General features: G+C 42.6%; 12 protein-coding genes and 1 tRNA gene. 6 read left to right on the forward strand and 7 right to left on the reverse strand.

What is annotated here, in order from left to right; all coding sequences use genetic code 11:
* Positions 1–143: 143 nt before the first annotated feature.
* From AC19MV_RS01185 to AC19MV_RS01195, 3 genes are all read right to left on the reverse strand, one after another.
* Positions 144–220: transfer RNA gene (locus AC19MV_RS01185), tRNA-Pro, on the reverse strand.
* Between the two features lie 454 nt (positions 221–674).
* Complete coding sequence (locus AC19MV_RS01190) at positions 675–2,465, reverse strand: DUF3413 domain-containing protein (RefSeq protein WP_432399785.1); 1,791 nt, start codon at positions 2,463–2,465, stop codon at positions 675–677.
* 84 nt (positions 2,466–2,549) lie between these two features.
* A complete protein-coding gene (locus AC19MV_RS01195; RefSeq protein WP_160056483.1) occupies positions 2,550–2,762 on the reverse strand; it encodes a YejL family protein in 213 nt (70 codons plus the stop codon).
* A 183-nt stretch (positions 2,763–2,945) separates the two neighbouring features.
* Here AC19MV_RS01195 and yejK point away from each other — a divergent pair, with 183 nt between their 5' ends.
* Both yejK and corA read left to right on the forward strand, forming a co-directional pair.
* Positions 2,946–3,974 carry a nucleoid-associated protein YejK gene (gene yejK / locus AC19MV_RS01200; protein WP_432399784.1) on the forward strand — a complete coding sequence of 343 codons (1,029 nt, stop codon included), beginning with the start codon at positions 2,946–2,948 and terminating at the stop codon, positions 3,972–3,974.
* 212 nt (positions 3,975–4,186) lie between these two features.
* Positions 4,187–5,134 carry a magnesium/cobalt transporter CorA gene (gene corA, locus AC19MV_RS01205; RefSeq protein WP_432399783.1) on the forward strand — a complete coding sequence of 316 codons (948 nt, stop codon included), beginning with the start codon at positions 4,187–4,189 and terminating at the stop codon, positions 5,132–5,134.
* 414 nt (positions 5,135–5,548) lie between these two features.
* Here corA and AC19MV_RS01210 read toward each other — a convergent pair whose 3' ends face one another.
* Positions 5,549–6,796, reverse strand: a complete 1,248-nt coding sequence (locus AC19MV_RS01210) for a cyclic di-GMP phosphodiesterase (protein WP_498305352.1) — start codon at positions 6,794–6,796, stop codon at positions 5,549–5,551.
* A 115-nt stretch (positions 6,797–6,911) separates the two neighbouring features.
* Between AC19MV_RS01210 and AC19MV_RS01215 the strand changes: the two genes are divergently transcribed.
* Entirely contained in the window at positions 6,912–7,607 is a 696-nt protein-coding gene (locus AC19MV_RS01215) for a 2OG-Fe(II) oxygenase (protein WP_498297624.1), read from the forward strand.
* Positions 7,608–7,660: 53 nt separating this feature from the next.
* On the opposite strand, the gene AC19MV_RS01220 is transcribed toward AC19MV_RS01215, so the two are convergent.
* Positions 7,661–9,007 (reverse strand): ATP-binding protein, encoded by a 1,347-nt coding sequence (locus AC19MV_RS01220; RefSeq protein ID WP_498305354.1) that lies wholly within the window; start codon positions 9,005–9,007, stop codon positions 7,661–7,663.
* A complete protein-coding gene (locus tag AC19MV_RS01225; RefSeq protein ID WP_498305356.1) occupies positions 8,998–9,672 on the reverse strand; it encodes a response regulator in 675 nt (224 codons plus the stop codon). The genes AC19MV_RS01220 and AC19MV_RS01225 overlap by 10 nt, the downstream gene beginning before the upstream one ends.
* Before the next feature lie 192 nt (positions 9,673–9,864).
* On the opposite strand from AC19MV_RS01225, the gene AC19MV_RS01230 reads away from it, so the two are divergent.
* The 3 genes from AC19MV_RS01230 to AC19MV_RS01240 are packed head-to-tail and all read left to right on the forward strand — an operon-like array spanning position 9,865 to position 12,909.
* A complete protein-coding gene (locus AC19MV_RS01230; protein ID WP_498305801.1) occupies positions 9,865–10,704 on the forward strand; it encodes a putative selenate ABC transporter substrate-binding protein in 840 nt (279 codons plus the stop codon).
* Positions 10,704–11,381, forward strand: a complete 678-nt coding sequence (locus AC19MV_RS01235) for an ATP-binding cassette domain-containing protein (RefSeq protein WP_498305358.1) — start codon at positions 10,704–10,706, stop codon at positions 11,379–11,381. The genes AC19MV_RS01230 and AC19MV_RS01235 overlap by 1 nt, the downstream gene beginning before the upstream one ends.
* 10 nt (positions 11,382–11,391) lie before the next feature.
* Positions 11,392–12,909 (forward strand): PhnE/PtxC family ABC transporter permease, encoded by a 1,518-nt coding sequence (locus AC19MV_RS01240; RefSeq protein WP_498305802.1) that lies wholly within the window; start codon positions 11,392–11,394, stop codon positions 12,907–12,909.
* Positions 12,910–12,922: 13 nt separating this feature from the next.
* Here AC19MV_RS01240 and AC19MV_RS01245 read toward each other — a convergent pair whose 3' ends face one another.
* Entirely contained in the window at positions 12,923–13,600 is a 678-nt protein-coding gene (locus AC19MV_RS01245) for a LysE family translocator (RefSeq protein WP_498305360.1), read from the reverse strand.
* Between the last annotated feature and the right edge of the window lie 48 nt (positions 13,601–13,648).

A 13,648-nucleotide genomic window follows, 5' to 3' on the forward strand; every position in this document is an offset into this window, starting at 1 on the left:
TGATAGGAATTCGAACCCGTCAGGCGTGAAGAGGAACACATAGACTTACTCGTTAAACGTAAAAACAAAACCCCATTTTAGCAATGTTAAAATGGGGTTTTGTTTTATCTAATAGAGATAATATATCATTATTAGATTTAATTTGGTCGGTATGAGAGGATTCGAACCTCCGACCCCTGACACCCCATGACAGTGCGCTACCGGGCTGCGCTACATACCGAATTTGTTTGATGTATACATCAGCACTTAGTGAGTGTTAACAACTGGGGTAACTAAGTGGTTATGCACTTTATCAACAGTAATTAATGAGCGCAAGCAGTTAGTTATATGCTAATTGCCGATTGGCTATAAACTATCCAACTATCCAACTATCCAACTATCCAACTATCCAACTATCCAACTATCCGCTTATTCAACTTCCAACTATCCGGCTATTGAACTTTCAACTATCTGGCTATTGAACTTCTCACTCAACTACCAACGGTCAAACTATTGATTCATTGCAAACGATTCGGCTGCTGCGGCAGTATATGACGAGAGAGCTGTTACAAAAGTGATGTCGTGCGGGGAATGGGTCGTAACTATGTTTGAAAAATGGTTTTATCGTAAGTTGGCTGCTCAATGAATCAACAGGTAACAGTGCGGCTAATCAAACACAATTAGCCGCAATAGTATTATTGATTATAGAGTCTACGGCCTTCTCGCATGACTTGAATTAACTCCGGTGCACTCATTTTTTTATCTAGGCGCTTATCGTAGTTAACATCATAAATACGGTATTTACCGAAGCGATCAAGGACAGTGATTTCAGATTTTTGATAAATCGCAAAGCGGCGGCTGTCGCCGATGTACACCCAGGTCTCGCTGTTGGGCTCTAATAGGCTGCGACCCGCACTAAAGTCGGTGCTAGGGTTGGTACAACCTAAAACATGGCTGAGTATGGTTGGAGCAATACCGTAGTGGCTGGTGCGGTAATTCACTTTATTGCCATAGGTGTCTGGCCAATGAATAATGAGTGGCACATTCACATTCCCAGGCGATAAGTCGTTGCGGGCGTCGCTGCTGTTACTGGTAAACACTTGGCCATAAGTACCAGTAATGATCACAACAGTGTCGTCGCTAACATTATTCAGTAAGTTAGACAGTTGCTGGTCTATAAAGTTAAGCGATTGGCGGTATTGATTAAATAATACCTTTTGCGCGGGTTTTAACTCCATTTTCGGTTTAATGGTTTGTACCCCTAAAAAACCGATAGGCGTGTCGTAGTCTTTTGGCGCTGTGAGGTTAACTAAGGCAAACCAGGGTTGCTTTTGGCTTGCTTGCCACGCGTTGACAGCATTGATGGTATTAATGTCTGCATCAGCACTGCCGTTAGCGCCTTCGCTGGTATGTATTTGCATGCCTTTAAACATGGCGCTGTTGGTGATGTCATTACTCACCGTTGGCGCAAAAAACGCTTGCTGATAGCCTTGTTCAGTTAAGATATTGGTCAGTATTGGGCTAGTCACGGCAAACTCTTTGCGATCGCTGTAATTACCCTGTAAGCCGTACATTAACGTAAACATGCTGGTGTCGAAATCTGTTCCACCACTGAAATGCTTTGTAAATCGTTGATTTTTATTACGGTACTGGCTTAAAAATGGCATGGTGTCGTTATCGACCATATCAGCACGCAGACTGTCGATACTAATCAATAACACGTTTTGTTGAGTGTCGGCATTGCACTGCATTGGGTTTATTGGGTAGCTGAGTTTACGCGATTTTTCACTGCGTGATTGGGGTGTTTGCATGCTGCTGTCAATACCGTGGCTTTCCATAAACGAGCGTGCAGTCGCTGGGTATGAAACAGGATAGGCGTCGTCGAAGCGGGTCACTTCTGTCATGCTGGTGGCATCAGCCCATATGTGGAACAAGTGGCTGCTGACAAAACACGCACCGACAAACAGCACAACGCGGTTGCCCCACTGTTTTTTCTGTATTTTATCGATGCGCTTCCACAAAAAATTTGCTGCTGTTAACTCAATTAACACAATGACGATGGGCGTAATAATGTAAGAGGTACTGTGGAGTAATGCATTGAGGTCTTGCCAGGCTAAGTCGAATGCAAATGGACTTAAATGAATACCGTAGTCATCATAAATGACGGTGTCATACAGTAAGGCGTAGAGCCCGAGTGACGCAATAAACGCGGCAAAACCACGTAAGATTTTAGAATAAGGTAGCAGTAAGGTAATTGGGAAAATAAATAATAGGTAGCCGATGAAGGCTAAAAAGGTAAAATGGCCAATGGTGCTGATGGTCAAATAGGCCCAACCGATAAAGGTTTCTGGGTAGCCCACGCTGCCAATATATCGAGCGCCAATTAACATCGCCAATATGCCATTAAAGAAGGCAAACCAGTGACCCCAATTAACTAAACGCGATACTTTGTCACGCGTCATTTGCTGCTTTTTGCGCTCGATCATCTTAACTCGTATTCCTACGTTATCATCACAGACTAATTCAGTGTAACTGATTGTTAGCCTTAGTGATAAATTTTATTTTGTCGATTACTTAACCGACTGTGTTAACGCTTTTGCAAATTGCTCTGCCACTTTTTGACGTGACTCATTGGGCACTTTTTTGTCAAGTAAATGGGTTACACAGTTACCTAATACCATTAGGCTTAAATCGGTAGGTGCTTGGTGCTTAGCCAGGGTAGCAAGCAGCTCGCTGATAAGTGCTTCAACTTGAGTGTTGGTGTATTTAGATTGAATTGCCATAGTCAGAAAACTTCGATAAAGAATGAATTAGCTGCATATAATAACGGATTTAGTCGTTAATCGCCTCAAGTTTTATTCGACCTGGTTAAGGAATATCGCAAACCCTTGTTCGATTTATACGGTGGGTCTGATATCATTCTTTTTTATATTATCATCTGCGACAGACTAGGGTTAACAAGGCTTATGGCTATTAGTATTGAGCAAGCAATTATTCACGAAATTTCTCAAGACGGTCAGGGACAAATGCGCTGTCGTTTACGTCCGCAACCGTTGTTGAATACCAACGCTGTTGAAACCATGTTAGAAGAATTACACCAGACTTACTCAGGTAAAGCGGGTAAGGGCTTTGGTTTTTTTGGCACTCACGGTGATGATGGCGAAGCCAACGATGAATTTGCGAATGCGTTAACCGGTTACCGCAACGGCGATTTAGGCTTTGTTGAGTTTAGTGGTCAAGCAAGCCAGTTATTGCAACAAGAGTTAGCTAAGTACGATTTTAGCCAGGGCGGTTTTTTGTTGATGTCTTGCTACACCAGTATGACGAGCGACTATTTGTTTGTGGCGTTATTGAGTGCGAAATCGTCGATGACAGTATTAGATGACATGGAGTTGTCGCAAAACAATCATTTAGATTTAAGCAATATTCAGTTAGCGGCGCGCATCGATTTAACCGAGTGGCAAGCAGATAAAAGTTCACGTAAATATATTTCGTTTATTCGTGGCCGAGCCGGTCGTAAAGTAGCCGATTTCTTTTTAGACTTTATGGGCTGCGTTGAAGGGGTAAACACTAAAGCGCAAAACAAAACGTTAATTCATGCGGTTGAAGATTTTGTGGCGGGCAGTGAGCTAACTAAAGATGAACGCCAGCAATGTCGTAATAAAGTGTTTGAGTATTGCTCAGAGCGAGCAGATGCGGGTGAAGTGATTGAAGTAAAAGACTTGGCCGATGAATTAGCTGACTCTGGTATGGATTCATTTTATGATTTTGCTTGTGGCGGCAGTTATGAACTCGATGAAGAGTTTCCAGCTGATAAAGCCAGTTTACGCAGCTTGAAAAAGTTTTCGGGCACTGGCGGCGGCGTAACGTTAAGTTTTGACGGCGGACATTTAGGTGAGCGTGTGATTTACGACCCAGTGTCTGACACCATTTTAATTAAAGGTGTACCCGCTAACTTAAAAGATCAGTTAGACCGACGTTTAAAAGGCGAATAAGCATCAATTAGGGTTATTTATCTCGCCATGTTAGCGTCCAATAAGGGCGCTTTTTTATATTGAATCATCATTTTTTAGTATCAACTGGTACGATTATTTATCGCGGATCAGTTTTTTGCTTTTCATTACGCTTTAGTTGAGTAAACTAGCGCCAATTTTTGAGCATTTTTGTTTGTTATACCTTTAATGGTTTAACCAACTTTGGGGGAGCGATGATCACTGCATACGCCTATCAAAATAGACAACTGGTTACCACAGAATTAAACGTGGGTGACAAGGTACCTGAGTCGACATTGTGGTTAGATTTATTAAAGCCCGATGATGCCGAACGTCAATGGTTGAGGTTGTTTTCTGCTGAAGAAGTGCCCGACGAAGAAGATATTAAAGAAATTGAGGCCTCGGCACGGTTTTACCAAAACCAAGACGGCCTACACATTAACTCGTTATTTCCACAACGCGTGAGTTCAGATGTACGAGCAGTAAACGTATCGTTTAATTTACGTAAAGATTTTCTTCTGACCATTCGTGAAGAAGATGTTGGTTTAATCCGTTTATTGCGTAACTATTTGCGTTTAGGTCGTTTAGACATCACTACTCCACAAGGCTTGTTATTAGAGTTATTTAATTTAAAAGTGGATTACTTATCTGACTTAATCGAAGACGTATATAGCGTATTAGAAAATGTCGGCGAACAAGTGTTTAACGACGACGAGCTTGATGATGTATTTAAACTCATTACCTTACAAGAAGACTCTAACGGTAAAATCCGCTTAAGTTTGCTCGATACCCAGCGCTCATTACGGTATATGCAACGTTATTATCGTGACAGTTTGTCTGATGAGAACCTAAAGTCTATTCGTGAAATGTTGTCTGACATTGAATCATTAATGCCTCACAGTCAGTTTATTTTCGATAAGTTACAGTTTTTACTCGACGCGGCAATGGGCTTTAGTGGTTTACAACAAAACAAGATTATTAAGATATTTTCGGTATCGGCAGTGGTATTTTTACCGCCAACCTTGATTGCGAGCAGCTATGGAATGAACTTTCATATTATGCCAGAACTTGATTGGCGCTTTGGTTACCCAATGGCAGTCGCATTAATGCTAGCCAGTGCTGCTGGAACTTACTTTTTCTTTAAACGCAAAGGCTGGTTGTAATTTATACCATTCCGCGTTAGTAAGTGATCTCTCAGCGAGAATTTAAAAGGGCTTAAACAAGGCGAATGACTGAATGAATAGTTATTCTCTTTCGAAGTCATGCAACGCAGTGTAAGCCCTTTTAAAACTCGCCTGAAAGGAATGCCCCAGCCGCTTTTGCTCTGCGTTCTCGCTATTTGAAAGGGAACAACCATTACTACATAGCGACGCCTTAATCAAAAACCGCTGGACGCATTCTGAGTGGTCACTTATTAATGCGGAATGGTATTAACCTTGTGAGAGATTTATTTTTTATCGCGATAGAGAGTCATTACAGACTTAACCTTCACATTTTATATCCGTAAATCGCGTGTAACAAAAAGCCACTTGCTAAAACAAGTGGCTTTTTGATTAATACTACTTATTGAGGCACGTTTAATTTGTGCCAATACCAAAGCTGATTTTATCTCTTGGGTTAAGATAATCGTGAATTATTTTAGGCAGTCCCGCTGCCGGTAAGCTGCGCACTATAGTGATATTGTGATTTTGTAAACTAATGATTGGCGCCTGGTCTTTGGGCACCAGTTGGTCATACACCACGATGTTGGGAAATAATAACTGTTGTAAGTTAACCGACATCACCATGGCAAATTGGCCACTCGATAACTCAACAATGCTGCCTGGTGGATAAATACCCAACATTTTAATGAGTTTACTCACGTATTCAGTGTTGAGCTTTTCCTTATAATTTTTGTACAACATTCCCAGTGCCACACTGGGCGGTTTACCCTTAACCTGACTAGTGCCATTACACAAGTTGTCGTACTCATTTACCACTGCGATCAGCTGCGACAGCTTATCAAGCTTATCTGCTTTAAGTCCTTGTGGAAAACCGCTACCGTCTAAAAATTCGTGATGATTTGCGATTAACGGTTTTGCTTCTTCTGGGAAGCTGTCGGCTAACTTTAAAAAGTTAATACTCATTAACGGGTGTTGTTTGATAAAGTTTTCTTCTGGCGCAGACAGCGGGACGCGTTTATTGAGAATCGTACTGGGTACTTTGAGTTTTCCAATGTCGTGAAATAACGCACCAAGGCCAATAGTTTCAACTTCTTCGCGGCTCCAGCCAAGTTCTTTAGCCATTAACATGCATAGCATGGCAACGTTGAGTGAGTGGTGGTAAATATGCTCTTCGTTTTTAGCGTCGCCCATTAAATGCAACGCAAGATTGTCTGAGTTGAGCAACATATTGGTCATGTTACTAATTAAATCTTTGGCTTCGCCAACGGCATTGAGTGGGCGGCTGCTCACTTTTGACACCATCGAGCGCATCATGGCGACGGATCGTTCAAACTGTTGTTCGGTTTTCTTCAAATCACGTTTGAGTTTTTTCTGTTCATCTATTTTGGCCGTTTTGTCGCTAAGCATTTGCTCTTTTAGCGTAGCAAGTTCTTCTTCTGTCGGCTGTTGTAGAGCGTCAGTGGAGGTTACCGGTTCAATGTCACTTTTTTCAGGGTCAAAAAATACATCCTTAAGTCCTAATCCTTTGATTAGCTCAATTTGGGCACTATTTTTTATTTTGAAACTGCTAAACAAGAATGGGTGATCTTTCCACGAAATAGGCAGACGGATAAACGTGCCCACTTCAAGTTGTTCTACAGCGACTTTTTGGTTTTTTTTCATAATGTAGTCATGGTGACGTGATAGAACAACACGCTATGTTTGCCTTTATGCTTTACAGGGCCTTTGTTGGCGTGGCAGCATAATACTATAAATGGACAAATAATAGTTACCCTCTATGGATTTTATTGAAGTATATCCCAATTCTATTAGCGATGATTTGTGTGACCGCCTAGTTGCTGCTTTTAATGCGCACCCCAATGTTGGCCCTGGTCAAACTGGCTTTGGTGTGGATAACGAAAAAAAACGTAGCCGTGATTTAATGTTAGATGCGTTTACCGATTTAGCTGACTTAAAAAATGAGCTGTTGGCTGCGACGTTTACGCAGATGACGGATTATTTTACCCAATATTCATTAGCATTGATGGGCGCGGTATCGGTGCAAGTGACCGACGAGCAAGGTCAAGCTCAGACATTAACGCCTAACAATTTTGATGCGTTAGGTAAGCCTAGAGCCAGCACCTTAACAAAGTATTTGTATCGCAGTGGAACTATCAATATTCAACATTATCAAAAAGGCGTTGGGGGTTATCCGCATTGGCATTCGGAGCAGTTTCCGCAAAATGGCCATAATGAAGCCTTGCACCGTGTGGTGTTATACATGTTTTATTTAAACGATGTTGAAGAGGGCGGAGAGACAGAATTTTATTACCAGCAGCGTAAAATCAGCCCTAAAAAAGGCACCATGGTGATAGCGCCTGCCGGTTTTACTCACAGCCATCGTGGTAATGTGCCCATTAGCAACGATAAATATATTGCAACGTCTTGGGCCATGTTTAATCGTGCAGAGCAATTATACGCACCACTGAGCTAACGTTTTTACTCAACAGTGCTAGCGCTTCCGGCGTGTTGTCTAGATCGTGTCAACTAGATCGGAAGCTCAATAATAAATGCCGCGCCGCCCAACGAACTGGTGTTAATGGTGAGCGTGCCGTCATAGCTATTGACCAACTCATGGCAAACGGCTAGCCCAATGCCCTGGCCGGGTGATTGCGTGTCGGCGCGTATACCTCGTTGTATAATTTTTTGTTTTATAGCGTCATCCACTCCGGGACCGTCATCTTCTACGCTTAGGCATACTGTGTTGCTATCTTTTATGTGAGCATTCACGCTGACTTGGCTGATGCACAGTCTACACGCGTTTTCCATTAAATTACCTAGTAGCTCCATCACATCGCCTTTGCTTAACGGCAGCGCAAGATGGTCACTGATATTGTGGCTCAATGAAATGTGTTTTTGTTGGTACAGTTTAGCGAGCATTTGTGCGAGCGATTCAACAATGGGCAGCAGCTCGGTGTGTTGAGAGTGCAGCCCTTGTTGGCCCAGCATGGCGCGCTTGAGCTGGTATTGAACAAGGTGGTCCATGTCATTAATTTGTTCAAGAATGTGTTGGTTTTGTTGCTGTCTCTCTAAGCTGCGGTCGTCAATAATAGCGATGCTTGCGGCTAAACGCGTTTTAAGGCTGTGAGCAAGGTCATTCATCGCATTTTGATAACGCGCTTGGCGATCATCTGCTTGCGTGATTAATTGATTGAGCGCGGTAGTGATCCCTTGCAACTCCTCTGGATAATCGTGAGATAACTGCTGCTTGCGCCCACGTTGAAGCTGGAGCAACTCGAGTTTTAATTGCGCTAAGGGGCGCATGCTCCAATAGGCTGCGCTGATCAGTAATAACAACGCAACAAGTAACACTATCGCGAGCCTAAAATAGGTGAGTCGATTAAACTGGCTCAGTTCGGCTTTAAGCTCACTGGCATCTTGTAATATCAATAAATGGTACATTTGCGCGTCAACATCAATACTCATCAGGTAAGCAAAGTAGCTTTGATTTTGGTTAAAGTTAAGATAAAACGGTGGCAAGTCGTCTTTAATTGTGAGGTATTGTTCACATATTTGGCTTAGGTGTAAGTCAGTGGCGTATTCTGAACGCCATAACGTGTCATAGCGCGCATTACAGGTTGCCATAATGTATTGAATATCAATGTCATCACCTTCACGTGCCTGGGTTATCGGCACTAAATTGTTTTCGCGAAATTCAGCGGCAATAATGGGCAATTTAGCAATAAGATTGCTGGTGGTTTGGTTATATCGATTTTGAGCGTGGAGTAAATTAATTAACCAGGCTAAGCCAAATCCGACGAGGGCAATGATGCACAAGGAGGTGACAAACATCCTTGTGAGTAAACGCTTTTTGGGTTGCAGAGTTAGTCGCATGGGTGGTTAAATTTATATCCTTGGCCGCGAATGGTCATAATGGGGTCGATTATCCCGCCTTGACTGAGCTTTTTCCGCAATCGGCTTATCATCACTTCGATAGTATTTGGATCGCCTTCTTTATCGGCATAAATCACATCAAGTAAACGTTGTTTGGCCACTACCTCATGGCAATGGCGCATTAAATATTCCAGTAGTTGGTATTCAAATGCGGTGATGTCTAGTGGTGTTTGTTGCAGGCTGACTTGTTTGGCGGCTAAATCTAATTGTAATGGACCACTGGTAATGACGGAGCGAACAAAACCTCCACTTCGACGCACGATGGCATCTAGCCTGGCGATAAGCTCTTCTTTTTGGAAAGGTTTGACTAGGTAGTCGTCGGCGCCTGCGTTGAGTCCTTCAACTTTATCTTGCCAGGTTAAGCGTGCAGTTAAAATGATGATGGGTGCTTTCACGTCGGCCGAGCGCAGTGATTTTATGAGGCTGATACCGTCTTGGTCTGGCAGGCCTAGGTCAATAATGGCCACATCAATAGGGTAATTCGCTGCTTGATAAAAGCCTTCTTTGGCGGTTAAGGCCACTTGTACCTGATTGCCCGCATCGCTCAGTTGCACCGTTAAGTGATGCGATAAAATCGGATCGTCTTCTATGACCAATATACGCATTTTTATCCTTAACGAGGGTGATATGAAAAGAATTATATTTCATCGATAGTACCTTATCTATTTGTTTGGTTGAATATTAACCGTAATAAATATCCTGCACTATTATGCTTGCGGCCCTAGGTTAAGTTGTCGTAGGACGTTAGAATGATGCCATTAATGGATAATCAAAGGATTAAGATGAAATTTACAGGAATGATATTGGCAGGCGTTTTAAGCTTGTTTTCAACCGTTGCGGTTAGTGAAACATTTACGTTTACTGCTATTCCAGATGAAGATGAAAGCCAGTTACGCACTCGCTTTGATAAAGTCGCTGTGTATTTGTCTGAGCAATTAGGCGTTGAAGTAAAATATGTGCCAGTAAAGTCGTACTCTGCCGCAGTCACCGCCTTTCGTAATAATCAAGTTCAGTTAGCCTGGTTTGGTGGCTTATCTGGTGTACAAGCCCGCCGTTTAGTGCCGGGTTCAGAGGCCATTGCCCAAGGTTTTGAAGACCAATTTTTCAAAAGCTATATTATTGCGCATCATTCTACGAAGTTAGCTGCAACCGATAGTTTTCCGGTATTAAATGATTATACCTTTACGTTCGGTTCAAAAGACTCAACATCTGGGCGTTTAATGCCGCAGTATTTTATTGAAAGTAATGTGGGTCAATCTGTCGATAAAATCTTTAAGCGCATTGGTTTTTCGGGCGACCATAGCCGTACTATTAGCCAGGTTGAAGCCGGTGTATATCAAGTGGGTGCGGTAAATTATAAAGTATGGGACACCGCTGTTGAAAAAGGCGAAGTTGACACGTCAAAAGTCAGCGTGATTTGGCAAAGTCCGTCTTATCCAGATTACCAATGGACAGTGCATTCTGGTGTAGACACTGTTTATGGTGCAGGCTTTAAAGACAAGCTAACCAAAACCTTAATCGGCATGAAAGATAAAGATTTATTAGACAGCTTTCCACGCGAATCATTTGTACCAGCGAGTAACAGTGATTACGAGCCTATTGAACGTGTGGCGAAAGCGATTGGAATGTTAGATTAATGCTGACCGTTGTTGATACTGATTTAGGCTATGGGCAAAAAATTATTTTGCCCAACATCAGCTTGGCACTCAATGCCAATGAGCATGTTGCGATTTTGGGGCCGTCGGGTGTCGGTAAAACGACCTTGTTACATCATCTGTATCAACAACTGGCTGAGCAAACGTGTTTGTGTTCACAGGCACAAGGTTTAGTCGACAATCTGTCTATTTTTCATAATGTGTTTATCGGCGGATTAGCACGTCATTCTCGTTGGTATAATATGGTTAATTTGTTGCTACCGTTTACACAACCACAGCAACACATTAGCGTTATTTGCCAACAGCTTGAATTGAATATGCCACTGCAAAAAAAAGTCAGCGAGCTCTCTGGCGGTCAACGCCAACGTGTCGCGCTTGCTCGTGCGTTGTTTCAACAACAACCAGTATTTATGGGTGACGAGCCTTTTTCGGCGTTAGATCCGCTTATGGGTGTTAGGTTGCTCAATTTAGTGAAACAATCACATCAAAGTGTTATTTGTGTTTTGCACGATGCTGAGCTGGCGTTGGCACATTTTGATCGCATTATTGTGATTAGTGCAGGCAAAGTGGTGCTAGATGCTAACGCTAAGCAACTCACTCTGGCCCATTTGTCTCAGCATTATGTTGTGGCCGATGAATCGCCTCATCGTGCAGATTAACCCTAACAAGATGGTAAATACTGCTTCGACACGTTTTTTTCCTTTTATTGGCCACTGGCAAAAAATCACCTTAGGGTTATTTTTACTGGTGCTTGTGTGTTGGTTTTTTGCCGACACAGAAGTGATTGCATTAGAGCCTTGGGCTGAACTTGGGCGGATGTTTACGGGGTTTATCACACCTGATTTTGGCGCAACCGAATATTTATTAGAGGCCGTGTGGCAAACCATCAGCTTTGCGTTATTAGGAATTTGCCTGGGGCTATTGCTTGGATTTCCATTAGCACTCGCTTATCAACACCCTTTGATAGCAGCCATGTGCGCCTTTATTCGGGCTATTCATGAAATTTTTTGGGCGCTGATTTTTTTACAAGTGTTTGGGTTATCACCGCTTACCGGTATTTTAGCTATTGGCCTGCCATATGCCGCCACATTTGCTCGCGTATTTGCCGATATTTTACAACAAGCTCCCCCGCAAACCGTGTTTGCTCTGCCTAAAGGTACGGACAGGTTGTCTACACTGATTTATGGCCGCTGGATGCATATGTATCCGCAAATTGTGGCATATATTCGTTATCGCTTTGAATGTGCGCTTCGAAGCAGTGCAGTATTAGGGTTTATTGGTATGCCGACGCTAGGGTTTTATTTAGAGTCTGCGTTTCGTCAAGGCCATTACCAGCAGGGCGGGGCGCTGTTAATCTTGTTTATCGCCTTGATAGGGACTATTCGTTTTTGGGCGAAGCCTGCGATGTTATGGGTTTACTTACCTTTAGCAGTGTATTTTTTACCTGAATTACCCGAGCTTCAACCGCAATTGATTTGGCGCTTTATCTCGATAGATATTTTACCGCCGATGCTCCAAGGGCAAACGCTCACTACCTGGTTTGCTGCAGACACGCTTGTTGCTGTCTGTGAATGGGCTTATGAGTTAGCGCGCGACCAAGTGTGGCCGGGAATTATCGCTACGTTAGTTTTAGCTTGCTGCGCGTTGGGCTTAACCCATGTATTAACCTTAATAATGTTACCGCTTAATACGACATTGATGATGCCAACATGGGTCATCATGCTAATGCGCGGGGTGAATTTAATATTGCGTTCATTGCCCGAATATTTATTAGCGTTTGTGTTTATGTTGTTACTTGGCCCATCTATGCTACCGGCAATCATTGCGCTAGCATTGCACAATAGCGGCTTAATGGTCTTTTTAATGGCTAGGCAGTCGGATGATATTATTGTGCCGTTAACTTATCGCCCACGATTAGATCACTATAGCTATGTGGTGTTACCTGCAATTTATCCACACTTTATGGGGTTATTGTTTTATCGCTTTGAGGTTATTATTCGCGAAACTGCCATTTTAGGTATGTTAGGCGTAATGACATTAGGGTTTTATGTGGACAGTAACTTTGCTGAAATTCGTTTTAGTGGTGCGTTATTGTTATTGATGTTCACAGCAGGTTTAAATGTGTTGGTTGATTACATTGCCCGCAGGCTACTTCAAACGCCGCGGGACAAATTACAAGCGTGTTAATCCATGGCGATTATCAAGCTAGCCACTGACTCATTATATTGCTGGCAATATTACTGGCTATAGTGACGGCGACAGCAATAAAAATGATCCCCACTAATAAATCAATAATGGTATTGGCCGCGAGTAGTTTTTGTTGAATTCGCGGTTTAGATAACACTAATGCTAATAAGCCAAACCAAATAAAAGACAGGCTAAATAATAATATTGCCGCGGCGGTTTTAGTGGCAAAACTCACTTGCGGGGTTATGAGTACCGTAAACAGCGTAATAAAAAAGATTAATGCTTTGGGATTGAGCAGGTTGGTATACAAGCCAATTTTAAACCCCTTAAATGATGACATTTGTGCCACATTGTCGATAGGTGAAGTCACTACAGTAGCGGGTTGACGTTTTAATTTAAGTGCTTTTAAAGCTGATGTTAGCGCGCCAAATCCCATCCAAGCCAAATAACCACTCCCAATAAGTTGAACCACAATATAAGCCACAGGTGATTGTTGGATCATCACGCTGATCCCCAAGAGTGACAATAACGTGTGAACCAAAATAGCGGCGGCGATCCCTAAGGCGCAATAAACGGCAGTTAAGCGTGTTTGTTGCGTGGCCATTTTAACGACGATGGCAAAGTCTGGCCCTGGACTCATTAATGCGACTAAATGAATAACCGCTAAACTGGCTAATAAAGTGATGTCCATATTCATTGTGCTCTGATATTGATTATATTTTATGGGGTAAGCCAATGA

It is taken from the genome of Shewanella sp. MF05913 (genome assembly GCF_059758095.1).

Coding starts and splice junctions, on each gene's coding strand:
- AC19MV_RS01190 (WP_432399785.1), bottom strand. CDS start 2,465: ATGATCGAGCGCAAAAAGCAGCAAATGACGCGTGACAAAGTATCGCGT.
- AC19MV_RS01195 (WP_160056483.1), bottom strand. CDS start 2,762: ATGGCAATTCAATCTAAATACACCAACACTCAAGTTGAAGCACTTATC.
- yejK (WP_432399784.1), top strand. CDS start 2,946: ATGGCTATTAGTATTGAGCAAGCAATTATTCACGAAATTTCTCAAGAC.
- corA (WP_432399783.1), top strand. CDS start 4,187: ATGATCACTGCATACGCCTATCAAAATAGACAACTGGTTACCACAGAA.
- AC19MV_RS01210 (WP_498305352.1), bottom strand. CDS start 6,796: ATGAAAAAAAACCAAAAAGTCGCTGTAGAACAACTTGAAGTGGGCACG.
- AC19MV_RS01215 (WP_498297624.1), top strand. CDS start 6,912: ATGGATTTTATTGAAGTATATCCCAATTCTATTAGCGATGATTTGTGT.
- AC19MV_RS01220 (WP_498305354.1), bottom strand. CDS start 9,007: ATGCGACTAACTCTGCAACCCAAAAAGCGTTTACTCACAAGGATGTTT.
- AC19MV_RS01225 (WP_498305356.1), bottom strand. CDS start 9,672: ATGCGTATATTGGTCATAGAAGACGATCCGATTTTATCGCATCACTTA.
- AC19MV_RS01230 (WP_498305801.1), top strand. CDS start 9,865: ATGATATTGGCAGGCGTTTTAAGCTTGTTTTCAACCGTTGCGGTTAGT.
- AC19MV_RS01235 (WP_498305358.1), top strand. CDS start 10,704: ATGCTGACCGTTGTTGATACTGATTTAGGCTATGGGCAAAAAATTATT.
- AC19MV_RS01240 (WP_498305802.1), top strand. CDS start 11,392: ATGGTAAATACTGCTTCGACACGTTTTTTTCCTTTTATTGGCCACTGG.
- AC19MV_RS01245 (WP_498305360.1), bottom strand. CDS start 13,600: ATGGACATCACTTTATTAGCCAGTTTAGCGGTTATTCATTTAGTCGCA.